At 56.0% G+C, this 23,879-nt stretch carries 24 protein-coding genes; 2 read left to right on the top strand and 22 right to left on the bottom strand.

Annotated features, from left to right (window positions below):
- A partial coding sequence (locus tag IDH45_RS29790) for a YrdB family protein (protein ID WP_317891312.1) occupies nt 1-383 on the top strand: 383 nt, incomplete at its 5' end.
- Between the two features lie 60 nt (nt 384-443).
- Here the strand turns inward: IDH45_RS29790 and IDH45_RS29785 are convergent.
- From IDH45_RS29785 to IDH45_RS29765, 5 genes are all read right to left on the bottom strand, one after another.
- Nucleotides 444-1,451 (bottom strand): aldo/keto reductase, encoded by a 1,008-nt coding sequence (locus IDH45_RS29785; RefSeq protein ID WP_190931792.1) that lies wholly within the window; start codon nt 1,449-1,451, stop codon nt 444-446.
- A gap of 24 nt (nt 1,452-1,475) precedes the next feature.
- Nucleotides 1,476-3,728 carry a hypothetical protein gene (locus IDH45_RS29780; protein ID WP_190931791.1) on the bottom strand — a complete coding sequence of 751 codons (2,253 nt, stop codon included), beginning with the start codon at nt 3,726-3,728 and terminating at the stop codon, nt 1,476-1,478.
- Nucleotides 3,729-3,914: 186 nt separating this feature from the next.
- Nucleotides 3,915-5,519, bottom strand: coding sequence for an extracellular solute-binding protein (locus IDH45_RS29775; protein ID WP_190931790.1), 1,605 nt, complete (start codon nt 5,517-5,519; stop codon nt 3,915-3,917).
- A 51-nt stretch (nt 5,520-5,570) separates the two neighbouring features.
- Nucleotides 5,571-6,485, bottom strand: a complete 915-nt coding sequence (locus tag IDH45_RS29770) for a carbohydrate ABC transporter permease (RefSeq protein ID WP_223837118.1) — start codon at nt 6,483-6,485, stop codon at nt 5,571-5,573.
- Nucleotides 6,486-6,530: 45 nt separating this feature from the next.
- Complete coding sequence (locus IDH45_RS29765; protein ID WP_190931789.1) at nt 6,531-7,493, bottom strand: ABC transporter permease; 963 nt, start codon at nt 7,491-7,493, stop codon at nt 6,531-6,533.
- 283 nt (nt 7,494-7,776) lie between these two features.
- Between IDH45_RS29765 and IDH45_RS29760 the strand changes: the two genes are divergently transcribed.
- Nucleotides 7,777-8,667, top strand: coding sequence for a helix-turn-helix transcriptional regulator (locus tag IDH45_RS29760; protein ID WP_190931788.1), 891 nt, complete (start codon nt 7,777-7,779; stop codon nt 8,665-8,667).
- 75 nt (nt 8,668-8,742) lie between these two features.
- On the opposite strand, the gene IDH45_RS29755 is transcribed toward IDH45_RS29760, so the two are convergent.
- The 17 genes from IDH45_RS29755 to IDH45_RS29675 all read right to left on the bottom strand — a co-directional run bounded on the left by IDH45_RS29755 (nt 8,743) and on the right by IDH45_RS29675 (nt 23,804).
- Complete coding sequence (locus tag IDH45_RS29755) at nt 8,743-9,474, bottom strand: helix-turn-helix transcriptional regulator (protein WP_190931787.1); 732 nt, start codon at nt 9,472-9,474, stop codon at nt 8,743-8,745.
- A gap of 81 nt (nt 9,475-9,555) precedes the next feature.
- Nucleotides 9,556-10,380, bottom strand: a complete 825-nt coding sequence (locus IDH45_RS29750; RefSeq protein WP_190931786.1) for a response regulator — start codon at nt 10,378-10,380, stop codon at nt 9,556-9,558.
- Complete coding sequence (locus tag IDH45_RS29745) at nt 10,377-12,182, bottom strand: cache domain-containing sensor histidine kinase (RefSeq protein ID WP_190931785.1); 1,806 nt, start codon at nt 12,180-12,182, stop codon at nt 10,377-10,379. The genes IDH45_RS29750 and IDH45_RS29745 overlap by 4 nt, the downstream gene beginning before the upstream one ends.
- Before the next feature lie 306 nt (nt 12,183-12,488).
- Nucleotides 12,489-12,911, bottom strand: a complete 423-nt coding sequence (locus tag IDH45_RS29740; protein ID WP_190931784.1) for a DUF4395 domain-containing protein — start codon at nt 12,909-12,911, stop codon at nt 12,489-12,491.
- A 92-nt stretch (nt 12,912-13,003) separates the two neighbouring features.
- Entirely contained in the window at nt 13,004-13,738 is a 735-nt protein-coding gene (locus IDH45_RS29735) for a class I SAM-dependent methyltransferase (protein ID WP_190931783.1), read from the bottom strand.
- 305 nt (nt 13,739-14,043) lie between these two features.
- Nucleotides 14,044-14,991 carry an EcsC family protein gene (locus IDH45_RS29730; RefSeq protein ID WP_190931782.1) on the bottom strand — a complete coding sequence of 316 codons (948 nt, stop codon included), beginning with the start codon at nt 14,989-14,991 and terminating at the stop codon, nt 14,044-14,046.
- A gap of 461 nt (nt 14,992-15,452) precedes the next feature.
- Nucleotides 15,453-17,315, bottom strand: coding sequence for a glycosyltransferase family 39 protein (locus tag IDH45_RS29725; RefSeq protein ID WP_190931781.1), 1,863 nt, complete (start codon nt 17,313-17,315; stop codon nt 15,453-15,455).
- A 54-nt stretch (nt 17,316-17,369) separates the two neighbouring features.
- Nucleotides 17,370-18,236, bottom strand: a complete 867-nt coding sequence (locus IDH45_RS29720) for a decaprenyl-phosphate phosphoribosyltransferase (protein ID WP_190931780.1) — start codon at nt 18,234-18,236, stop codon at nt 17,370-17,372.
- 171 nt (nt 18,237-18,407) lie between these two features.
- On the bottom strand, nt 18,408-19,388 hold the full coding sequence (locus tag IDH45_RS29715) for a Gfo/Idh/MocA family protein (RefSeq protein ID WP_190931779.1): 981 nt from the start codon (nt 19,386-19,388) through the stop codon (nt 18,408-18,410).
- Nucleotides 19,389-19,519: 131 nt separating this feature from the next.
- Nucleotides 19,520-20,446 carry an AraC family transcriptional regulator gene (locus tag IDH45_RS29710; protein ID WP_190931778.1) on the bottom strand — a complete coding sequence of 309 codons (927 nt, stop codon included), beginning with the start codon at nt 20,444-20,446 and terminating at the stop codon, nt 19,520-19,522.
- A gap of 233 nt (nt 20,447-20,679) precedes the next feature.
- Nucleotides 20,680-21,000, bottom strand: coding sequence for a cupin domain-containing protein (locus tag IDH45_RS29705; RefSeq protein WP_190931777.1), 321 nt, complete (start codon nt 20,998-21,000; stop codon nt 20,680-20,682).
- Between the two features lie 108 nt (nt 21,001-21,108).
- Nucleotides 21,109-21,375, bottom strand: coding sequence for a metal-sensitive transcriptional regulator (locus IDH45_RS29700; protein WP_190931776.1), 267 nt, complete (start codon nt 21,373-21,375; stop codon nt 21,109-21,111).
- 276 nt (nt 21,376-21,651) lie between these two features.
- On the bottom strand, nt 21,652-22,023 hold the full coding sequence (locus IDH45_RS29695; protein WP_190931775.1) for a rhodanese-like domain-containing protein: 372 nt from the start codon (nt 22,021-22,023) through the stop codon (nt 21,652-21,654).
- Between the two features lie 14 nt (nt 22,024-22,037).
- On the bottom strand, nt 22,038-22,295 hold the full coding sequence (locus IDH45_RS29690) for a metal-sensitive transcriptional regulator (protein ID WP_190931774.1): 258 nt from the start codon (nt 22,293-22,295) through the stop codon (nt 22,038-22,040).
- Between the two features lie 293 nt (nt 22,296-22,588).
- On the bottom strand, nt 22,589-22,813 hold the full coding sequence (locus IDH45_RS29685) for a sulfurtransferase TusA family protein (RefSeq protein WP_190931773.1): 225 nt from the start codon (nt 22,811-22,813) through the stop codon (nt 22,589-22,591).
- Nucleotides 22,814-22,859: 46 nt separating this feature from the next.
- Nucleotides 22,860-23,435 carry a sulfurtransferase TusA family protein gene (locus IDH45_RS29680; RefSeq protein WP_190931772.1) on the bottom strand — a complete coding sequence of 192 codons (576 nt, stop codon included), beginning with the start codon at nt 23,433-23,435 and terminating at the stop codon, nt 22,860-22,862.
- A 48-nt stretch (nt 23,436-23,483) separates the two neighbouring features.
- Nucleotides 23,484-23,804 (bottom strand): rhodanese-like domain-containing protein, encoded by a 321-nt coding sequence (locus tag IDH45_RS29675; protein WP_190931771.1) that lies wholly within the window; start codon nt 23,802-23,804, stop codon nt 23,484-23,486.
- Between the last annotated feature and the right edge of the window lie 75 nt (nt 23,805-23,879).

The following is a 23,879-nucleotide window of genomic DNA, read 5'->3' as shown; positions in this document are numbered from 1 at the left end:
TTTTAATAGGTTGCATCTATGGATTCCTCTTTTTGGCACAACTATACCATATTCATCCAACCTATACTATTAGATTTGAGAGAGTACTAGCCGCTCTGGCCGCCCTCGGGTATTGGGGATTTCGCGCTGGAGCAGGCGGCGGGCTGCCCATGAAGCTGCTGCTCGGGCTCGGCGCACCTCTGGCCGCTGCGGTACTCTGGGGCGCCTTCATCGCACCGAAGGCTTCCTTCCCTGTAGCCGTCCCGATCCGCATCCTGCTCGAAGCCGCCGTCTTCGGTTCGGCTGCCGCCGCCCTGTACGCCTCGGGCCATCCCCGACTGGCGCTTCTCTTCGTTATCGTTGCGGTGGTGGACTCTGCGCTTGTGTATTCCCTCAAGCCATAGAATAGAACAAGGCATACCGGAAGTCGACCCTCACCGGTATGCCTATAGGTTCAGCGGCCGCTACACGACCGTATCGGGATTATGGAAGTTTCTCGGCCAATTAAACGATCGCAGCAGCTCCAGCAGTTCCGGACTTAGCGGCTCCATACCCGATACACGCAGGTTCGCCGACAGCTCGCTCCCGTTTTTCATTCCCGGAATGACGCAGCTTACCGCTTCATGCGACAGACAGAAGCGAAGCGCCATCTCCGCCAAATTGATTGCCGGCACTTCAAGCGCCTCGGCCAGCGCCGCTTTTAACTGTGCGACCTTCTCCAGCGTCTTGGGGAACCGCTCGCCTTTGAAATAAACCCTCCTCACATCGCCCGGCGCAAACGTATCGTACGTATCCGCCGTCCAGTTGCCGATCAGCGACCCCTCGTCGAACGGCACGCGGGCCAGCACGGCCGTTCCGCTGTCCGTACACGCCGGAAACAGCTCATCCGCCGGACGCTGCTCGAACAAGTTGTAGACGACCTGCTGCGAAGCGGCCAGTCCGGATCGAGCTAGAGCCACCCCGTCCTCAGGCCGGTAGTCCCGGATCGATACGCCGAACTCGCGAATTTTCCCTTCCCGCTTCAACTGCCGGAGCGCTTCCAGCCACTCGGTCTGCTCCAGCCCCTTCGGAAACCAGCCATGAAGCTGATACAGATCGATCGTTTCCACCCCGAGCCTGCGCAAGCTGGCCTCGCACTGCTCGCGCACATATTCGGACGGGTACCGCCCGGTCATCTCCGGGTCGTCCTCCCTCGGATGCGGCCACTGCACCGGCTGCACTTTCGTAGCGATGTAAATATAACTGCCACTCCACTCCTTCAGCGCCCTGCCAATCACTTCCTCGGAGTGGCCTTTGCCGTACATTTGCGCGGTATCTACCAGATTGATTCCCCGCTCCCACGCTTCCAGCAGCGTACGGACGGACTCGTCGTCGTCGACTGCGCCGAATGCGCCTCCTCCTCCGATCTGCCATCCTCCGAAGCCGATCTCCGAAACGTTCCATCCTGTCGAACCGAATGTGCGATAGTTCATCTGCAACAGCCCTCCGCGTTCCCTTTAAGTTGTTCCTGCCACATGGCCGGACCACGCCCGCCATCGGTGATCTCCCGTCGTATACTTCCCGAGCGGGAACTGATAATAGGATAACACCGGCGTCCGGTGTATGTCCGTACCGTCAAGCCTCAAGCCGCACCCGTTCACAAAGCCGTAGCGCGCCGGACCCGTCCCCTCCTCCTCCACAAAGGCGAAGTCCGCATCCGTCCCGATCCGGCCATATTCCAGGGCTCTTTGTTCCCAGCTGTATTTCGGGTACAACCGATCCTCCGGCCCGCCGCGCCGCACGCCTTTGTCCAGATCGAGCTTATACACAAGCTGGATCGTCTTGTCCGGCGCCTGGTAGACGAGCCCGAGCTGATCGGCCCGGTCCGGCGAATGGCTGATTTGGACCCTTCCGATCCGATCCGCCCCCCGGCCGGACGCCTCCACAGGAGTCAGCACGGTGACGAAACTCACCATCTCCCCTGCCGCCGCATTCCGGCTGTCCGCTTCATACACCATCGTGCTGTCCCCGTAGCAGCGCCTGATGGTCTCTTTGCCGATCGGCCTGGAGCTTCCCGGGAATTCGATCAGCAGCGCCAGGTCGCGGCGGTTCACGAGCGGCGATGGATCGCCAGGCCCTTTGTAGATATGCGGCACCTGTCCGACATAATAGTTCGGCCCTTCGTCCAGCACGCCGCCGGGATGCCATACATTAATCGTGCTAAGCGGCTGCTCCCGCTGCGAGACGATCCAATCGGCGATCATGTAGACGCCCTCGTCGCGCAAATACGTCATATTCCGGTCCCACATGACCGACCGGTAAGGGTCGCGAAGCCTCGTCCGGCTATAAACGATTGCTCCGAACGACTGAAAATGCAGCAGCTCGGTCGATACGCGTCTGTAGGTCCCGTCGTCATGGACGAAATCGTACATCGAGCTGCCGCCGTCCGGGTCGAACCACCCTTCCCGGAATATGAGCCTGTTGTGATACAGGTCTGCCCGATATTTACCATTCGGCGCCTGATCGCGGTATCCTCCATCATGGAGCAGTACATTTTGTTGTTTCACCAGCATAAGAACCGCATTTTCGTCGGCATGGCCGTGATGGGCTTTCTCGGCCGGAGCGTTGATCGTCAGACGAAGGTATTCCCGCGGAGTGTACGCATAATCCCCCTCGTCCCGGTAGTTGAACAGCAGGTACGCGTCATCCTCGTTCCATCCGTCGCGAAACGATATTTTTTTGCCGATCACATCCTCCAGCAGCAGCTCGCTTTGTCCATCCGGGCGAGCCGGCTCCACATCGTCATCTCCCCAATTGTAGGCGTACGTATAAAAGGCGGCCAAGTACAGGGAAGCCTGGCCCTCCAGACGGGAAGAGGCGTACTCGTAGATTTTGCCTGCCGCGTATTTCATTCGGCCGCAGCGGTACTTCGCCGCCCCCATCTCCAGGCAGGCCAGCCACAAATACCAATACGAGTTATAATGGGCGTCCCCGAAGTCAGGGATCTGGCCGTAAGGCGTAATCGCCCGCGTAATAAAGTCAAAATAATATTTTGTCTGCGGCTTCGAGTAGTAGTCGCTCTCCCGGCCGGTATGCTTGGCATAGATGATGCACGAATACAGCCAGAGCGGAAGATACAGCTCGGCGTCCTCGATGGACCAGCGGCCATACGACTCTTCGGCCAGATAATCGCGTAGCTTGGCCCACTCGCGGGTTTCCTCTGTGTCACCTAGCGCCGTTATCGAAAGCGACAGGGCAAAGACGCGCAGCATCGAGCGGTTGTGCGCTCCCCACTCCGGATAATGCAGCATGGCGCGAATTGCGCTGCGGATCGAGCCTTCGATACGCTCCGTTTCCTCCGCATTCAGCAGGTCCGTCCCTTTCAAGTACAGATAGCCGTGCAAATAATGTGTCCCCTGAAACAACGGATCAAACGCCGGAATGCCTCTCGCATATTCCGGATGACGACCGGCCACCTCCTGCGGCACGATCGACTGAAAATCGTCGATGGACAACAGGTGCCGTTTGGCCTCCTCCCCGTATTGCCGCTCCCCGGTCACATGGAACAGGAAGCCTTCGGTTTGCGCCAGAAGCGCAATGTTCCCCGGAGGCGTATACATGCCCAGAAACACCTCGGGATTAAACGCCTGCCTCCACTGCCCGATCGAGGCGTCGTACGTCTTGCGTCCTTCCGCAACGGCGGCTTTAATATAGTCCAGATACAGCTGCTTGTTCACGTCTCTCATCCTTTCCAGGAGTAACTTGGACATGCTCCTTATCCGCATTAACATTTAGCGAGGCTAATAGAGAACAAGATTCGCCCTTCCAACAGCAAGAGCTTATGCCCGGAACGTACGCCAGCAGCACAGATCACCCTCTTATACAACGGCAAAGACGAATAGCCGGGCTATTCGTCCCTCCTCTGGTTGTGCACGCACCGCGCCGTGTCGTGTAACTTACTTGTTCATCGCCTTCAGCGCTTCGGCCACTTCCTTGTCGTAATCGTCGCCGCCGAGCTTCTTCCAGCCGTCAACCATCGCGCCGAACTCCTTCTCGAAGTCGCTTGCGATAATCACTTTCGAGATGCTGTCCCACAGAAACTTCGCGAACGTCGGGTTGTTCTTCGTCGCGATCGGCCGCGGCACGTCCGGGTTCGCCTCGACCACGCCGTATTTCCGGAAGATTTCCTGGTGTTGAAAGGACAGCTCCCCGGCATCCGGATGCTCCGGCGTATTCTGCAGCTTCTTGAACTGATCGAGCGTATACGTCCTCGACCCGTTATAGATAATGCCCAGGTCTCCCGCCGCGAACAGATCCTTCTTCCTCTGATCCGGATTAATCGAGAAGTTCAAGCCGTCTTCCTTCCGGTAGTGCGTGCCCTCCACTCCGCTGAGAATGGTCGAGATGTTTTTCTCCTCCGCCATCCAGTCCAAATATTTCATCGCCACCTCGGGTACTTTGCTGCTCTTCGGAATCATGATCAGCATCCCGTTTTTCGCTCCGGTCGACGTCTCCATCGTCCCGTCCGGCTGCTTGAACGGAGGAACCGGCACCCATTTGGCGGTCGGCACCGCTTTACGGGTAATCGAATTCAGCCCTGTTGCCTGGTCGTTGGAATCGAGAAAACCGATCGTGCCGTTCGCGATCCCCTGCGACAGCTTCTGATTGTTGACGTCGGTCACGAATTCTTTCGGAATAAGTCCGTCCTGGTACGCCTGGTTCATATATTTGAACAGGTTTTTCCCTTCGGGGGATACCCAACCGGAAATATACGCGCCGTTTTTGAAATTGCCGCTGGGCATGTAGAGAATGCCGCCGGGGCCGTGGTTTTTGACGCCGAACCCGTAGGCCGGACCGTACCAGAAGCTCTTCGTCCCTTGGGACGGCGTGGACAGCCCCCACGGAACGACATTGTCCTTGCCGACGCCCCCCGGATCTTTTTCCTTAAACGCCTTCAGCACCGCGTACAGTTCGTCGTTGGAGGTCGGCATTTTCAGATTCAGCTTGTCGAGCCAGTCCTGGCGGATCTTCATACTCGGTCCTGCCGTCGCTTCGACCCGCGCCGGGATCGCGTACCGCTTGCCTTTGTACAGCCCCGCCGCCTCCAGCGCCACCTTGTTGGCATCCTTCAGCTTCGGAAACTTGTCGAGGATCGGGGTCAGCTCGTGCAGGCCGCCCTGCTCCGCGTACCGCATCATCACCGTCGGGTTGTAGACGAAAATAATGTCAGGCGCTTCGCCGGACGCCATCCAGACGTTCAGCTTCTCTTCTTCGGTCGCCCGCGGTACCGGAACGAATTCGATGTCGATTCCGATCTTGGCGACTTCGCCGCGAATCCAGTTCGTCAGGAAGTTGTTCGTAATCGTCGTCCCTTCCGCCGCATTGCTCCGGTCCCACAGCTCCACCCGCAACTTGGTAGGCTTCTCCGGCGCCGCCGGCGGCTTCTCTTCGGTCTTGCCGCCCGCTTCCCCGGTCGGCTTGCCGTCTCCCCCCGAGCATCCTGCCAATGCCATCACAAGCGCGAGTCCGGTTAACGCGGTTTTGGCCCTTGCATGTCGCATGTTGCCTGCCTCCTTACAGCATGTATTCAGGATCAGCGATCATCCATCCTGTCATCCTTTGACGGCGCCGATCATGACGCCTTTGACGAAATACTTTTGCAGGAACGGGTATACGAGCAGGATCGGCACCGTGGCGAAGACGATGGTCGCCGACTTCAGCGACTCCTCCATCAGGTGCAGCGCGTTTTGCTGGGTCAGCTCGTTAATGTTGACGGTATGCTGGGACAGCAGCAGGATCGCCCTCAGCTTTACCTGCAGCGTATGGAGATCCGGATTGTCGATGAACAGCAGCGGTCCGAAGTAGCTGTTCCAGTGGCCTACCGCATAGAACAGACTAAGCGTAGCGATCGCGGGGATCGACAGCGGCACGACGCAAGTGACGATATACCGGATGTTGCTGCACCCGTCCATGACGGCTGCTTCGCGCAGTTCGTCGGGGAGCCCCTGGAAAAACGTCCGCAGCACGATCAGATTGAAGCTGCTCAGCAGCCCGGGAACGATAATCGCATACAGCGAGTTCAGCATGCCGAGATTTTTGATCAGCAAATACCCGGGGATCAGCCCTCCGCTGAACAGCATCGTGATCAGGATGTAGTTCATCATCTGGGCGCGGTATTTCAAGTCCCGGCGCGACAACGGATAAGCGGTCAGAATCGTGAACATCATCTGCGCCGTAGTCCCGACCAGCGTCACGAACACCGTAATATACAGAGCCCGGATAATGCTGTGGTCCATAAAAACCGCCTTCATCGGATCAAGCGTAAAGCCAACCGGGAAAAACACGACTTTGCCCGACTGAATCGCATGATTGTCGCTGAATGCGCTGGCGAACGTATTGAGGAACGGAAACAGGCAGATGAAGGTGAACGCGCTGATCAGCGTGTAGTTGACGATCTGGAACGCCAAATCGGAATGGGTTCGCCGTATTTTCGTCGTTTTCGTTGTCGTCTTTGCAGTGGCCGGCAAAGGCCTCCCCTCCTTCTTCGCGCCTATGCGCGCATGGATGCGGATTTACCACAGCCCTTCCTTCCCCATCGCTCTCGCGAAATAGTTGGCGCCGAGGATTAGAATCAGGTTGATAACCGACTGGAGCAGCCCGACCGCCGTCGTCATTGAGAAGTTCGCCTGCTTGATTCCGACGTTGTAGATGAACGTGCTGATGACCTCGGAGACGCGGCCGACCATCGGATTTTGCAGCGCCAAAATATGCTCGTAGCCGATCGACACCAGATGGCCCAGATTCAGGATGAGCAAAATGATCACCGTCGGCATAATGCCCGGAATCGTAATGTGCACGATCTTCCGCCACCTTCCCGCGCCGTCCACGACCGCCGCCTCGTACAAGGAAGGATCGATCGCCGTCATCGCGGCCAGATAGATGATCGTGCCCCAGCCCGCCCCGGCCCAGATCCCGGAACCGACATAGGTGGTAATCCACCAGCTTTCGCTCACCATGAAAAAAATTTTCTCGAAGCCCAGCTTCTCCAACACCATGTTGACGAAGCCGTACTGGGGAGACAGCAGGTTGTAAATAATGCCGCCCATAATAATCCAGGACATGAAATGGGGCAAATATAGCAGCGATTGCGTGACGCGCTTGAACATCTTCTGCCGTACTTCGTTCAGCATAAGCGCCAAAATGATCGGGGCCGGAAAACCGAAGATCAGCGACAGGACGTTCAGCACCAGCGTGTTGCGGACCATGTCGTAGAAGCCGGGGAAGTTGAGCATTTCTTTAAAGTTGCTCAGCCCGACCCAGTCGCTTTCCCATACGCCCTTGAAGATGTTGTAATCTTTAAAGGCGATGACGAGGCCGAACATCGGGGTGTAGGAGAAGATCAAGTAGTAGACGATCGCGGGCACAAGCATCAGGTACATGTCGTAATTTTTGCGCATTTCTTTGGAGAAGCCGCTTTTGCGCGCCCTTCCCTCCGTTGTCGGCTTGATCTCTGTCGCCAGAAGTTCGGATGACATGGCGCTACCCTCTTTCTGTTAGGGGATCAGCTGGATATCCAATCTGCTTCGAGTATACCGTCTTTTGTAAGCGCTTAAAATTATACGATTTTTACATTTTATTAGTTCTCTTCGCCATACTCTCCATACAGTCCGGCTGCATCTGGAAGCTGACCGGCTCATGCCCGCACGTCACTGCGGCGTAGCGCCCAATCCACTCCTTAAGGAAGAACGTCTGTACAGCTTCCCGATCTGTGATATATTTTAAAAAAAGAATGGCCCGACCGGGCCGGGAGGTGCTGGCATGACTCGATTCCATAACGCCGATTATTTGGAAAGTGCGGACTTTCCGTTTCATACGGGGCCGTATGTGCTGAAGGCCAATCAGGTCGTGGAGCCACACTCCCACGAGTTTATCGAGTTCGTCTACATTGCGGAAGGCAGCGGCTACCACGAATATCGCGGGGACCGGTACCCGCTCCGCGAAGGCGATGTGTTCATTATCGAGCCGGATGCGGAGCACGCCTATCAGGTCGCCTCCGGAGGCAGTCTCCTCGTGTACAACATTCTGTTCCATGCGTCCTTTCTCGAAAACGAGCTGCAAACACTTTCCCTCGTGACGCCGTTTGTCGACTTTTTCTACGTAGAGCCGTTTCTGCGCAAATCGGTTCAATTCCAGTCGCACCTGACGCTGGATACGCATCAGCGGATCGAGATGAAGCTGCTGCTTGACCGGCTGACCGCCGAATACAAGGACAAGAAGCTCGGTTATCGGATTCTGGTGAAAACCCGGCTGATCGAGCTGTTCGTTTACTTAAGCCGCTGCTACGAGCTGCAGCTGCACCGTCCGATGACGGCCATGGCATCGGAAAGCAAGGTGATGGAGCGGGTATGCGAATTTATCGAGCTGCATCATTCCAGTCCTCTGTCGCTCGCCCAGGTGAGCCAGATGTGCGGTATGAGCCAGTCCGCGTTCATCACCAAGTTCAAGCAATATAACGGCAAGACGTTTATCGAATACCGCAACGAGATCCGCATCCGCATCGCCAAGGAGCTGCTCGCCGGCACGGACGGCAAAATATTGCATATCGCCCAGGAGGTCGGGTTCGACGACCTGAGCTTCTTCAACAAGCTGTTCAAGCAGCTGGAAGGAGTCTCTCCGGGCAAATACCGTCAGCAGATCAGACGGTCCTGAACCGGCAGACATCCTTACTTTAGCTGAGCCGGACAATGGTAGGCATGGAGCGATTTCGCACTGTTATTAGATTTTTTACGTCCGGTTTTGAAATGCCCGGGGCGAGGTTCCTTCGAATTTTTTGAACACCTGATAGAAGTAAGCGTACTCCTTGTATCCGACCATTTCACCCACTTCGCCCACCTTGTACTTCGGGTCGCGCAGCAGCCGTTTGGCCGCTTCGATTCTCGCCTTGGCGACCAGATCGACGAACGTATCGCCCGTCTCCGACCGCAGGAGCCGGCTGACATAGCTCGGATTCAGTCCGCAATGATCCGCTACCGAGGTCAGAGTGAGATTGCCGGAAAAATGACTGTTGATGTAGTCCAGGAGGTGCCGGACCTGCAAGCTGTACTCTTTGCGCCTGCCGCTCAGCTTTATGCGTATTTCTTCCATCAGCCTGTGCAGGTAGGAGGACGCCTGGGCCAGATCCGGGAGCCCCTCGATATCGTCGAGCATTTTGTCGATGCTGCGATCCAGCCCGAATTCGTTGCCCGTCACCCGATAATAATGGCGCGCGATGGCGAGACACGCTTCGGCGATCAGCCCTTTTGCGACACGGATGCTGCCTTCGCTGTACATTCGGACCCGCTCCACGAACCGGTCGATCGGCTCGGTCAGCGGCTGGACGGCGGCCTGGCCCAGCATATGATGGAACTGCTCCAGATCGCGGATGATCGAGAACCGTTTGGCCTTGTCCTTGGCGCCCGGAATCGATTCCGGAAACAGCAGCTTACCTCCAGCGCCAAAAAAACCGGCGTCCAGCATCGCCTGCAATTGCTCGAAGGCGGCGGCCGTTTCGCCGATCCCTCTGTACGGGGCGGTGACTGCGGTTACGAAATCGAACGCTTACCACGACTCATCCCGTCCGCACAGCCCGCCGGCAAAGGCTGTGACGATCCGCCGCATCTCCCGCTCCGACGCGCCCTTCGGCAGCAGCAGGGCAATGATCAGATCCTCCTTCGAGCGGGCCTCCGCGAGATCGATCCCGTACTTCTCCTTCGACTGCTGCGCCTTTTGGGTGACCTGGGCGTACAGGTGATTGAGAAGCTTGCTTCGCTGAGCAGCCTGCAAAGTCCGGTCCAGCCGGCGGGGGCGCATGCCGAGCAGTTGCAGACGACCGTCCCTTAGCTCCAGCCGGGCCATCGCGTCCCGGGCTTGCTCGCCGGCCACTTCGCCCGTCAGCAGATCCGCTAGCAGCTTGCTGCGGAGGAACGGGATCGAGTCATGGATCTGATGCTCCAGCTCCCGGTACATCGTGGCGAGCTTTTCCTCCTCATGCCGCCGGGTTTGCGCAGATTGCAGCACCGTTACCGCCTTCCTGACGATCTGGGCCAGTTCCTCGTTGCGGATCGGCTTCAGCATAAAATCCAATACCCCCAGCTTCACGGCGCGCTGCGCATACTCGAATTGCTGGAAGCCGGTCATAAGAATCGTCTTGGACGAAGGAGACACCTGGTGCATATGCTCCGCCAGATCGAGACCGCTCGGTCCCGGCAGCTTGATGTCGGTTATTAAAATATCGGGACGAAGCTGCTCGATCAGCTTCTTTCCCTCAAAGCCGTTATCCGCCTGCCCGACGACCTCGCAGCTCAGATTGTTCCAATCCATCGTCTGAATAAGCGCTTTCCTGATAATCGCCTTGTCGTCGATTACGACCACCCGGTATGTCATAGCCGAAGCCCCCCTTGAATGCGCATTGGCAAACGGATTCGAATCGTCGTGCCTTCGCCCGGACGGCTGTCGATGACGAGGCCGAACGGATCGCCGCACAACATTTTGATTCGTTTGCTGACGCTGTTCACGCCTACCTGCGTATGTTTCGCCGGCTGACCGTCCTCCTGGACGCGGTCTTCCGTCTGCAGCAGGTGCCTGACGACTTCCTCCTCCATGCCGATTCCGTTATCGGTTACCTCAACGATCAAGTCTCTCGTGTCCGCCTGACACCGGACCCGGATGACGCCCTTGCCCGGTTTCGCCTCGATCCCGTGCACGATAGCGTTCTCCACAATCGGCTGCAGCACGAACCTTGGCACCTGAACGTCCATCAGCGAAGGGTCGATCTCGTAGAACACCTCGATCTTGTCGCTGTCGATCAGTTGGTGGATCGATAAATATTTACGGATATATTCGACCTCCTCCGACAAGGAAACGAAATCCCCTTTCTTCGCAATACTTTCCCGCAGCAGATTGCCGAGCAGGCAGATCAGCTCCCCGATCTCATCCTCCCCCTTCAGCTTCGCCATACTGTGGATCGATTCCAGCGTGTTGTACAGGAAATGGGGGTTCATCTGAGCGAGCAGCGCCTTGTATTCGAACTGCAGCGTCCGGTATTCCGCCTTCTGCTTCGACAGCTTCTCGGCGTAGACGGTATGGATCAGCTCGTTGATTTTCTCCGACATAAAGTTGAACTTCTCGGCCAGCATCGCCACCTCATCCCTTCCTTTGGGAACGACCGCCTTGTGCGTATAATCTCCGGAAAACTGCCTCATGCTCTGGAGCAGCCGGCGAATGTTCTCGGTAATGTTGCTCGCGAGAAAAGCAGCGATAAGGAACGCCAGGAACAGCGCGATTACGCAAGTCGTCACTGTCCAATAGGCGATCGCCTCCGTATCTTGGGTCAGCTCCTTCACGGAGATCAGGTGCAGCACCTTCCAGCGGTCGTTGGAGATCGAGATCATCGTCGATAGGAACGTGCCGCGCTCCGAGCGGATGCTCGTGTTGGCAGCGAAGTAGCGCTCCTTCAAGCTTTTCGTTATAAAAGCCGGATCAAGACCGTTCACGCTGCGGCTTGGAAGGAGCAGCTCGTTTTTCTCATTGACGATATAGATGTCCCCGCCGCTCAGCGTATCGATGCTGTCGTAGATTTCACGGATGTAGCCGTCGTAGACGCCCAGCACGAGCACGCCGAGAAATTTCGTCGACCGGACGTCGTACAGCGCTTTCTGCATGTAGACGATCCCGCTGTCTCCGGGAACCCACATCGCCCGGCCCCAGTTGTCCTGGACCTCCTGCGGGTTCAGCAAAGACACCAGCTCCTGCATCAGCGAGCCGTTGCGCTCGACGTAATTCGCCCTAGGACCGGCGGTCCCGGATGGGGTCCACAGGTAGGCGGAGTGGAGGTAAGGCTTTGTATGGATGAAATCGTTCAGAAAGTTCAACATCATCTTGCTTTCCATCACATTAAATCCGGCTGAGTCGCTCCCCTCCGCCATCAGCTTGTCGGCGACCTCCGACATCCGGAATTGATTAAAGGCGAAATCTTCAACGTCTTTTGTTTTTTTCTCCAGGTTATTGGCGATTTGTTCGATGAGATAGGAAGAGAAGTCGGTTATTTTGCTCTTGATGGAATTGACCGACGTATAATACGTAACTGTTCCGATGAGGAGAACCGTGAGGAGAATAAGCACAACATAAGTAAGCAAAAACTTGCTGCGAAGCTTCATGTTCAAAAACCGGTTCATCAAAAACGCCATAGCACCACCTCAAATTCATGTTAAGCGCTTTCAACGTTTATCGTAAAGCCTGCCGGCTTCCCGCTTTCAGTTTACCCCGAAGTCGGCTTCGGGACTTGGAGCATCTGCCAAACGGTTAAGGCGATCTCCCAAACGAGTATGGGGAAAATGCCGGAAAAGGCAATAAACCCGCACGGCGTCGCGCCGTGCGGGCTCCAGACTTTTTTTAAGTTATGTGTAACTTCGGCCGTCTGCGAAGGCGAATCGCCACCCGGGTCCGTACCGCTTCCGGTTTACAGTCACTCGGCAGCTCCAACCGAACACTTCTTAGAAACCGGCCTTGTTCCGGTACCGAATCCACTGGTAACGCACAAAACATCCGACGCAAAACCCCATTATCGCGACAATCGCAGCCAAAGCTACCATGGCTGTAAAGGTATAGGCAATCGCCGTCCATTGCAACGAATACGCAGCCAAGGCGATCAGCAGAAAGCTCGCCGCCAAAATCTGATTGAACCGCTGCTCGGCCTTATCCTCCGGAATATAGGCGGAAGCAGGTTTTCGCAAAAATAGCCTGGCCAGCCTCATGATCGGGTTGAAATCGAACAGCACGCCCAGCGCACCGGCCAGAAGCGGAATGACCAATATCCAGTACACTCCGGTGATCCAGGTTGCCAGGACCGACAATACGATCACCCACTGATTCGTCCGGACTAGCGGCCTCGGAATGAATTCGGGCTCATCGCTCATTCCAATCCCCTCTTTTCCACTCGGTTTATATGATGATTATACACCGATAGCGGATTTTTGGGAACACTCCATGCCGCCCTGAAGCCACTACATTAATCCCTTACCGCGGAGATCATAAGGAAAATCGGGCGGCGCATTTCATCCCGCATATCGGGGTTCGTCTCCAGCATTTCTTCGGTCGGCTTCGGTTCGGCCACGCTTCGAATCGAAAATCCCGATGCGATTAAAGTATTCATATACGTCGCTACCGTTCGATGGTATTTGATCACATCATGCTCCAGAAACCGCGCCTGCCGGGAGCCTTCCTGATGATAGCCGTCGACGGGCCAGTGCAATTTCTCGCCTTGCGGTCCGTAGTGCCAGTCTTGGGAGGCGAGCGCGGTGAAGACCGGGTGCTCGACCGACAGCACGAAAGCGCCTCCGGGCGCGAGAGCGTGATAAATGCGCCCGCAGAGGATATCCAGACGCTCGATGTAGTGCAGCGCCAGCGAACTGATCACCACATCGAATTCGCCCGCGCTAAAGTCGATATCTTCGATCGCCAGCCGCATATACTTGATCCCGGGATCGTCGGTCATCGCTCTGGCGCGCTCCAGCATATTCTCGGACAGATCCACGCCGACCACGGAACGGGCCTGCTGCTCCCGCGCATACCGGCAGTGCCAGCCGAAGCCACAGCCCAGATCCAGTACTCTTTTATCGTGCAGCTCGGGGAGCATCGCGCGAAGCTCCTGCCACTCTCCGGCCGCATTCAGTCCCCCGACCGAACGGGGCATCCGGCTGTAATTCGCAAAAAAATCGGATTCGTCGTATTTGTTCTGTTTCATGGTCACAGCATCCTAACGTTTATTTCTTGGTTAGGTATGGGGCTCTATAGCAAAATAAGAGGCTTTGGCACCTCCTATTTTCGGCCTATTCGAAAGAACGAAGCAAATACAGGCGGTTTGTACCCCTTATTCCATCCAACGGATGAGGTCTGCACGCTTTTCGCCGATATTAGCAGCTTCAAACCGCTCTTATTTCCCCATTTAAGCGGGTTTCGGACAAAATAAAAGCTGCAAACCACTCTTATCCGGCACCGTCGTCCTGCCTTGAAGCGGGCACAGGGCCGAGCAGGTACGCTCCATTCCGTTCAGCTGACCTTACTTTTCAGCCTGCGGATCTCATCGGCCAGAGCCAGATGCAGGGCGGCTTCCCCGTACTTGCTGGCCAAATGCAGTTTGCGGAAGTAGTCCTTCGCGTGGATGTGGTTCATTTGCTGGAACGCGAGGTTCAGCCCGCCGTTAATGACCGCCCCGGCCACCGGCACAATCATGCCAAGCTCCTTCTGGGTAATCACGACGCCCAGCCGCTCGGCCACCTTCTGAATGAGTCTGATCAAGCCCGGGCACGACTTCTCGGCAAGCTCGGCTGTTAATTCGCCCGACATGCCTTTGGCAAACTCCGTTACCGCCCGAACCTCGGCGAACGCCGCCGCTTTGGCGGACAAAAATCCTTCATCCGACGACGCAGCCGCAGGGGCCATCGCTGCCAGCACATGCGGGATATTCATCGAATCGACGGGCGTATAGCCGTACGAAGCCGCAATCTGGCATATATGCCGGGACATCAGCGTCATCGACGCGGTCACATCGGCCGCTACGGTCGCCGGGATGAGCACGCCTGCGGATAAAGTCGTCACCGCCCCCATAACGGCGCCCTCGGCCGTTACAAAAAAGCCGTTGCTGACCTCGAACGTATCCGCTACGATATCCATCTCCTTCAGAGACAGCTGCCGGATTTCTTCCATCTGCCCGATCTCGATCCGGTGGTTTTTGCGGTACTCCTTGCGAACGGCATCGTCGCTTGTCATTCGTTTAGCTATTTTAATCGTTCCCCGCAGCGACTTCTCTATCGTCGCATCAATCGAAGACACCGCTTTTACGACATATTTGTTCGTAGAGGAATGAGCCGCCTCCATCAGCTTGGCCACAGGTTTTCCCATCAGTTCAAGCGTTGCCTGAACGGGATTGGTCGAAATCGCGTTTCTCGCCATCTCTTGCAGCACGAACTGTTCATATTCATTGAAGGTTGTCGTCATTGGCGCTCCTCCATCCGTATGGTAGTTCTATCGTACTGATTTCCCGGCGTTTACACAAGAGCAAGCGCTATTGAAATCATGGAGTCATCATCCGGCGGTATAGCTAAGAAACTTGGCGATCGTTATCGGAGCCCCATGCGGACGTTTGAATTTGCAACGAACTCTTGTATCGTTATTCCCGCAGATCTGGTCGTTTTTTTCCGCTTTCGGCTCGATAACGATGCCCGGATTCGTTAGCCTGGAAAAACATCGCTTCTCCGCCCATAAGCACGATACGATTCGTTAGCCATCGAACCCCCTGAATGGACCGGGGCCCCAGTAACGACACTTTGCCCGCTTCTGAAAAGCCGCTCTCTGCTTGGATACATTAGCGAAGTTAAACAGTGAAACTACTTTTCTGTAACGCCGAAAAAGACTCCGGCGCTTTTCTGCCGCACCGGAGCCTCTCCCACCCACTCTATTCAATTTGCGGAAGCTATCCCGTCCATGCGTTCCCGGTCGATCCGGTACAACCGGTACCTTTCCATCGTTCCTTCCGGCACGCACTCCTGCGGACGGGATTGCGCCCACTTGTCATACGGCGTGTCCTTGACCGTAAACACATAGTCAATCCGCCTCTCGTCGAGAAATTGCCAAAATTCATTCTCCGACTGCATCCTTAGCTGGTACACGGTATGCTGGAACCGGTTGCCGAAGAACGGATAAGCAAAATCGCCAAACTTGATTGCAAACCGGGTCCCGTCCGGAACCTTGTCGATGAACGCGTAATCCGGATTAAACAACCGTCCGAACGTCCGCTCCTCCCGGGGCAGGCTGGCGGCCTGTTGAAGCAGCTCGGGGTTGTACGCCTGGTGCTGATAAAAAACCGATACGGCCACAACCGCCACGAGCGCTCCTTGCAGCAGGATGGCCGCCCACCGCTTCAGCTTTTCTGACAACAGGACGAACGAGGCTGCGCCCAGCGCGACGAACGAGATCGTGTAACGCGACCACCAGGCGGCCGGCTGGGTCACAAAAATGACGATCAGCGGGAGGCAGAGGAGCAGAAACGCCCGCTGCCGCTTCCAGGCGGCCAGTACCGTGAACAGCACCAGAGCCGGGAACAAAAAGACCGGCCACTGCAAGCCAAATCCGCCCAAATGCTGAGAGTAAACGACCGTCTGTGCGGGCTGCATCCAGGCTAACCAGATCTGCTCCCACCACGGGAGCCCGAGCAGCTCCGGCGGCGTATTCGGCACCATGATCATATCATGAACCGTCCCTTGTCCCGGGAACAGCGGATACCCGAGAACGTCGATGCGGAACGGGTGCAGCGGATTGCCGTAGGTCAGCCAAGTGCGGATATACCAGAAGCTCCCGAGCAGCACGATCGGCACTACCATAAGCAGATGTAGATGAACCGCCTGCTTGACGCTCATTCGTTTCCCGAACACTTCCCATACGCACCAGATGAACAAAATGAGTCCCGTTACTCCGACGCAAGCCAGCGCGGACGACTTGATCCCAAGGGCGATCCCCCCGGCAATGCCGGACAGCAGCAGATCTCCCCTATGCCGGCCGCGGATGAAGCGGAGGACGAACCAGAACGCCACGAGAAACATCGAGGCCAGCGCCGTATCGACATAATCGGCCGTTAACTGGGCGAGCACGATCGGCGTCGTGAGGAACAGACACGCGGCCCCGGCAGCCCCGGCCCGGCCCGCGCCAAAACTGCGGGTGATGCCGGCGACGGAGGCCGCTCCCGCTATGGCGAACAGAAACTGTCCCGCATCCACGATGATATCGTCCCGCAAGAATAAAACGAGCCACGTATAGATCAAATGCGCATTTTGCGGATATACATTCGTCCATACGGCGAACGGGGTGATCGTGATCTGCCGCTCCTGCATCCAGTAGGCCGGAGACACCAGATGATAAAACAAGCCGTCCCAGTCATTCGCAGGCAGCAGGCAGATCAAATAAACGCTCCATCCGAGCGCCCAAGCGGTGATCAGGATCAGGGCCAGCCATGCCGGGGCATGCAGAATTTCCCGGAGCAAGGAGCTCCACCACAGGTGGTTCACCGCTTGCTCCCGGTCTCCGATCCGGTAATAGAGGATGCCCGCAACCGCCGTTATTCCTGCATTAAGCAGCAGGACGACAGAAGGAACCAGCATTTCCAGAAAAACGCCGGCCGCGAGCAAGGAAACGATAATTTGCGCAAAGCCAAGCACCCACCAAGCCGCAAACTGACCGATCGCTCCCTGGATATGGAGACTTTTCATAAACCAATACGCGCCGAAGCCCACGATCAGCGTGGCCGCGATAAATAATCCGATAGACACAGGGGCACCTTCCAATGGCATCATTAGCAACAACCCATCCAAAGACCGGCGTTACTACTGCAAATAGCGGAGAATGACAAACACGGACAACCCGTACAGCAGAACCGTGATCAGCATGGGCTTGTCCTCGAGCAATATTTTTTCGGGGCTCCCGCCCTCATCCTTCATATAGATCAAGTACAGGTATCGGAAAATGCCGTACATGACAAACGGAATCGTCCACATCATATGGTAATTGCTGCCCGACGTAAAGGTAAACAACGAATAGCTGATGATCGTGGACGTCGTAACGATGCTGATCAATTGATCGAGCAGTTGCGTCGAATACAGCTTCAGCACTTTACGGCGGGAAGCTTTGTCCGGCATGCTGATAAATTCGTGTCTCCGCTTGCTGACCGCCAGAAACAAAGCGAGCAGCATCGTGCATACGAGAAACCACGGGGTCAACTGGACGCCGATAATCAGGCCGCCTCCTACCGAGCGCATCACGAACCCGGCCGCAATTATCATTATATCGAGAAGGACGACATGTTTGAGCCAGGCCGAATACGCTACATTCATCAAGAAATAGGCGATCAACAGCAGCCCGAACATGAGATTTTTGGAGAGCGCGAAGGCGAAGCTGGCTCCCAGCAAAATCAGACCGAATGTTAGAGCCGCGTTTGGAGGTATCCGCCCTGCCGCCATCGGCCGGAATTTCTTGACGGGATGGGCCCGGTCTTTCTCCAGATCGAACCAGTCGTTCACAATGTACACCACACCGGATGTCGCGCAGAACAGAAGAAATCCGAGGAACGCGTCCACTCCGGCAGATAGGCTGATCTTGTTCAGGGAGAAGAGGAACGCGGCGAGGACCAGCACATTTTTGGTCCATTGCTTCGGTCTCAGGCATTGGATGAACGGGATGATTGAATGTACCATGAAGAACGTAACGACTCCGTTTGCAGGGATATTTTGGTTGAACTTAATATAGACGGTTGATATCGACATTTGGTTACAAGCAATTGCAGAAAATTCATTATTCCGACAAACTTCGGAACACGGCAAAAACCCGCACACGACGGTGCGGGTTCCTCAGTCTTATTGCGTTTCTTACTCCGCGGCTACTAACGGCGCGTAACCGGCAGCCTGATAGATCGATTCGGTCAATTGGATGACCTTAAGTGCATACTCCCCCGGTACGAGCAGCTCCTCGCGTCCCAGTATGGCCGCGACGAAGTTCCGGTCCGGGTCGGTCGTCTCCGCAGGCAGTTCCGGTGTTACCGGCTCTTCTCCATTACGGCGCAGCGTGATTTTACCGTTGTCGTAGAAAATGCCTCCGTCTTCGCCGACAAACCCATACGTTTCCAGAAAGCTCCGTTTCGGCGCTTTGCCGATAATATTCAGGCCCGCCACCGGGCCCTCGGCAAACCGGATCGCTGTGAAGGTGTCGATCTCGACCGGCGAGTCCTGACAGCTCAACTGGGTGACGACCGATTCCGGCGTCAGCCCTGTCGTCCATAACAACACGTCGATAATATGACTACCCGAGTCCATCAGCATCCCGCCTCCGGATAAAGCCGCGTTTTGTCTCCAAGTACCCGTCTGCGCATCTTTCCAATCCTGGTACAGGGTAGCGGTTATCGAGGTAAGCTTCCCGATCTGTCCCGCGGCGATCGCGGAACGGATATACATGAAGTGCGGCGCACAGTGGCGCTGATACGACACCTGCAGCAGCTTGCCGGTTTCCTTCGCGTGAGCGATCAGCTCCTCGGCTTCATTCGATGTGCACACCATCGGCTTCTCGAGCAGCACGTGCTTGCCCGCCGACAACGCGTCCCATGCCTGCTCGAAATGAAGCGTATGCGGCGAGCAGATAATCACCGCATCGATATCGCCGCGCTTCAGCATCTCCGAATAGTCGTCGTATTCGTCCGCTCCGTCCAGCGCGAACTTCTCCTTCAGCGACTTTCTACTTCCCGCGCTCGGATCAGCCAGCGCTACGATAGCCGCTTCCTGGGCTTTTTTCAGCCGCGTGGCATGCGAGTGGGCGATGTTGCCCGTCCCGATCATGCCGATTCGGATTGTTGTCATTGTCAATTCCCCCATATCCTGTCGTACTGGTTTCTTCCTTGCCTCCAGTATAGGGGGGCCGCACCCGGGTGTATTTGGCATTTACGGTTGAAAAATTGTGCCATTCCGGTTTTTTACCCGTTCCGGCCGGCTCATTTATGCTGCGGCCGCTCGCACGAACGCACATATTCCGAAGGCGGGACGCCCATCGCCTTTTTGAAAGCCCGGCTGAATGTATGGATCGACTCGTACTGCATCATCGAAGCAATCTCCGTAATCGTCCGGCCGCCTTCCTCCAGCAGCCCGACCGTTTTATGCCATTTCCGTTTGGCATAATATCCCCTCAGGCTGTCGCCCGTCACTTTGGCGAACAAATGCGACAGATGAGACAAGCTGTAGCCGAGCGCGTCGGACACTTCCTTCAAATCCTTGATCGACAACAGCCGGTCGTCAATATAAGCGACCGCCGAATAGACAGCCCGCTGTGCGGAGCGTTCGCGGGATTCCCCCGGATAGTCGGCCTGCCAATCGGAGAAATAGTTCCGGTACGTCAGCACGAGGAGCTGCTCCAAATACATGCCGGTCATCGATTGCGAGTATTGGGCTTCGCCATTCAGTTCCTTCAGCGCATGGACGAATGGCACCGTAACGTCCAGCCGGTCCTTGCACCGCAGCGGCCCGGCATGCTCATCCATCGCCCGGCGGATCGGCAGCAGCGGATCGTCGACTCCCGCCGCCTCGTCAAACCGGAAGCCGAAATAATAATAACGGAACGGGTCGCGCCCGTCCACGCCGCCCTCGTGAATGTCGCCGGGCCGGCACAGAAACAGATCGCCCGCCTGCATCTCGTATCTTTTTCCGTTAACGGAAAACCAGCCTGCGCCCGATACGACGTAAGAGATCTCGTAGCACGACTGCTTGTGCGGATGCAGCGCAAATCCGGAGTCGCAGCTCAAGTCTCCGAGCTGATACAGGTGGATAGGACCGTACCGCTTCAGCTCCGGAGCATAGACATAATCATAATGAAAGCGCTTGAAACCGGGCTTGCTCGAAATGTTCGTCGACAAAGAACCGGACATGTTCGCCGCTCCCTTCAAGGCATATGAATCCCGTTCCTCTTATAAGCCGATAGGATATAGGTTGAAATCACTCGTCAATCAACCCGATTATAACACAGCGCCCCCTGACGGAATATCCGCGAAATCACGACAGATTCGCCGCTCCGGCAGCAAAAAAGCCGCGAAATGGCGGCTTTCTGCAGTCGGTCTGCACCCTATATGCGCTTGTCACGCCTCTGCCTCTGCCTTGCAAACTACCCCCGCTTCAGCAGGTCGTCCCTGAGCGGCGTGAAGGCGTCTAGCAGCGCGCTGGGCTCCAGCGCTTTGACTCCGTGCTTCGCCCCTCCGGGGATAATAATCGTATCGCCGGCGCGAATGACCGTTTTTTGCCCGTCGATCGTAAATTCGATCGTTCCTTTCAAACAATAAGACATCTGCTCGTGAGGATGACTGTGCACATAGCCTTCAGCCCCTTCCTCGAAATGCACTTCCATCATCATCAGCGCTTGGCCGGGCTCGAATATTTTGCGCTTGACGCCGGGCTCCGCCGGCTCCCATTCTCCGATCGGACTCATTATTGAAAAGCCTCCTCTGTCCAAAGGTTCGCACTTTCTCCAATCGTACCATACGATTCGACGCTTGTTTGAACTTATTTCGGTGCGCGATGTCCGGCCCCCAAAAGCTTACCTGCTCTTGATCAGCAGCTCCACCGCTTCCTGCACGAGCTTGCCCGTATCGTTGCCGGCTTCGCGTTCCTCCACGATACACTTCTCCAGATTAACCGCCACTACGTAGGCCATCGCTTTATCGACGGCGCTGCGAACGGCGGACAACTGGCTGACCACGTCCTTGCAGTCTTTCCCTTCTTCCATCATCTTCAGGATGCCGCGGACTTGTCCTTCCACCCGCTTCAGCCGCCGCTTGATATCGTCATCGTAATCCATCGCCATGAGCGCCAATCCTCCCAAAGTTTGTCCGGCCGATCAAGCATTGTCGGACACCCTGTTAGTAGTTATAGATCTATTATATCGGAATAGGAGGAATTCGTCGCATCGTAGTTATTCCGACATCCTCGATAGACGGCAGCTTATGGACCGGACAACTGAATTAGCGCGCCAGATTCAGTTTGAGGACGTGCCTGGCCCGTTCCTTCAACCGTTACGTTTACATCCTGCCGCTCGAATTCATAATCAATTGTGGGCGCCACACGTCGAGCTGTCACTGTCCTACATCGCAAGCGGCCCGTCCCAGGACGTAAGGCCGCCCGTCAGATGGGTTACGTCCGTATACCCTTGCTTGGCCAACACTTTGCCTGCTTGTTTGCTTCGCATCCCGCTCCGGCAATACAAAAAAACGGGCGTCTCCTTCGGAATATCCGCGAAGCTGCGCCCGAGCCGGCCGAGCGGAATGTTGACCGCACCCGGCAGATGGCCCTGTTTATATTCGTGCGGCTCTCTCACATCGATCACTTTCGAGCCTTTGGCCGCTTGGCGAAACTGCCGAGCATTCATATTCTTCAGCCCCTTCACTGGGGCAAATTGCTTATATACAAACCATACCGCCAGAGCAATGATGATCACATATCCGATCTTATCCATCCCGGATCAGCTCCTTACCTGCTTTTGATTAGCAAATCAACGGCTTCCCGGACGAGTCTGTCCGTATCGTTGCCGGCTTCCTTCTCTTCAATGATGCATCGCTCCAGATTCGTCGCTACGATATAAGCTATCGATTTATCGACCGCACTGCGTACGGCCGACAGCTGGCTGACCACATCCTTGCAATCCTTCTGCTCTTCGATCATACTCAGCACGCCGCGGACTTGTCCTTCTACACGACGCAGCCGTTTCTTGATCGCATCGTCATACATCGCGTCCCCCTCCTACTACATATATGTGAACGGCGCCCTGGAACATGCCCTTCCTAATAATCGGCAGCCTCCCGGATATCCACCAGCTTCATTCATCGCCCGTATTCGGTAAAGATTGCATATCAGATAACGCTACATACGTAAGACCGGGAACCGGCCGTAATCTCCAAAATAATAAGCCAACTACGACGATTACCATTCCGCCAAACCCGTATACCAACCGGATCGCCTCTCTCCTCTACAGGGGGACCAGGGAGGAACGCTTTTGCATTCCTCCCTCCCGTCCCGTTCGGTTATCCTTTTCTTACGAGAAACGTAAACACTCCGTTATTTTCCTTCGCTTCGACCATTTCGTTTTTCGTTTGGCTTACCCAAGCCTGGAAGTCGTTCATGGAACCTTTGTCCGTCGTTTCCAGTTGCATCAGCTGACCCGGCTGAAGCGAGTCTATCGCTTTCTTCGCTCTGACAATCGGCATCGGACAAGCCAATCCTTTTGCATCAACTACGATATCCGCCATGATGTATCCCTCCCCTCCCTTACTAGTATTTTCGCGCTAATGGAGATTAATCTCGCTCCGTAGAACCCTGCCACCCCGACATGCCCGGCACGACATTGTATACGTTCGCGAATCCCCGCTCCGTTAGCGTCTGGCATGCCGCATCGCTCCGGTTGCCGGTTCTGCAGACGATGTAATACTCCTGATTCGGATTCAGTTGATCGAGACGCCGCTCCAGCTCGCCGATCGGCAGGGAGATCGCTCCCGGAATGCGTCCAAAGGCGTATTCCGCGGGCTCGCGAACGTCCAGCACCTGCACGTTGCCGCCGGATACCAGCTTCTCCAGCAGCTGTTCGCTGCTGATTACACGGGGATATTTGACCTCCGGCTTCGTCTCCTTTTCGTTAGACTTCCGGATGAAATGCCGGTATACCCCCTGATCTTCCTTCATGCCGACGTATTGGTGGCCCGTACGACCCGCCCAGCTTTGCAAATCCGCTACAGATCCTTTGTCGGTAGCCCGCACCTCAAGCACTTCGCCGGCTTGCATCTCTTCCATTGCTTTTTTGGTTTTCACGACCGGCATCGGACAAGCCAGACCTTCGCATGCCAGCACGCGGTTGGAATGAATGTCAACAGTCATAACTGCGCAGCCTCCCTTGTTTGTTTGATAGACCTCTGAAATCCTGCTTTACTTTCCGTACTCTACCTGTCCGTCCCAGCTCATCATGCCGCCCTGCATATTGATCACGTTGTACCCGATCGACTCCAGAAACTCGCAAGCCAACCCGCTGCGGTTGCCGCTTCGGCATACGATAATCGTCTCCTGCTTGGTGTCGAGCTCTTGATGTCTTTCGTTCAAAGTCCCCAGCGGGATGTGCCTGGCCCCCGGAATATGCCCGGACTCCCATTCGTCCTGCTCGCGCACATCGATGATGGGGAAGCTCTCCCCTCGCTCCAGCTTTTGTCTCACTTCGTGCGGTAAAATATCCTTCGAATATTGACCTGCCATAATAGAATCACTTCTCCTTCAAGTTATAAGGTTCACGTCCGCATTCCATTCCTCTTTGGAAGCAGCGGTAACGTC

The sequence above is a fragment of the Paenibacillus oceani genome, assembly GCF_014705615.1.
GTDB classification, from domain to species: domain Bacteria; phylum Bacillota; class Bacilli; order Paenibacillales; family NBRC-103111; genus Paenibacillus_AB; species Paenibacillus_AB oceani.
This window is presented reverse-complemented; position numbering and strand designations above follow the sequence as displayed.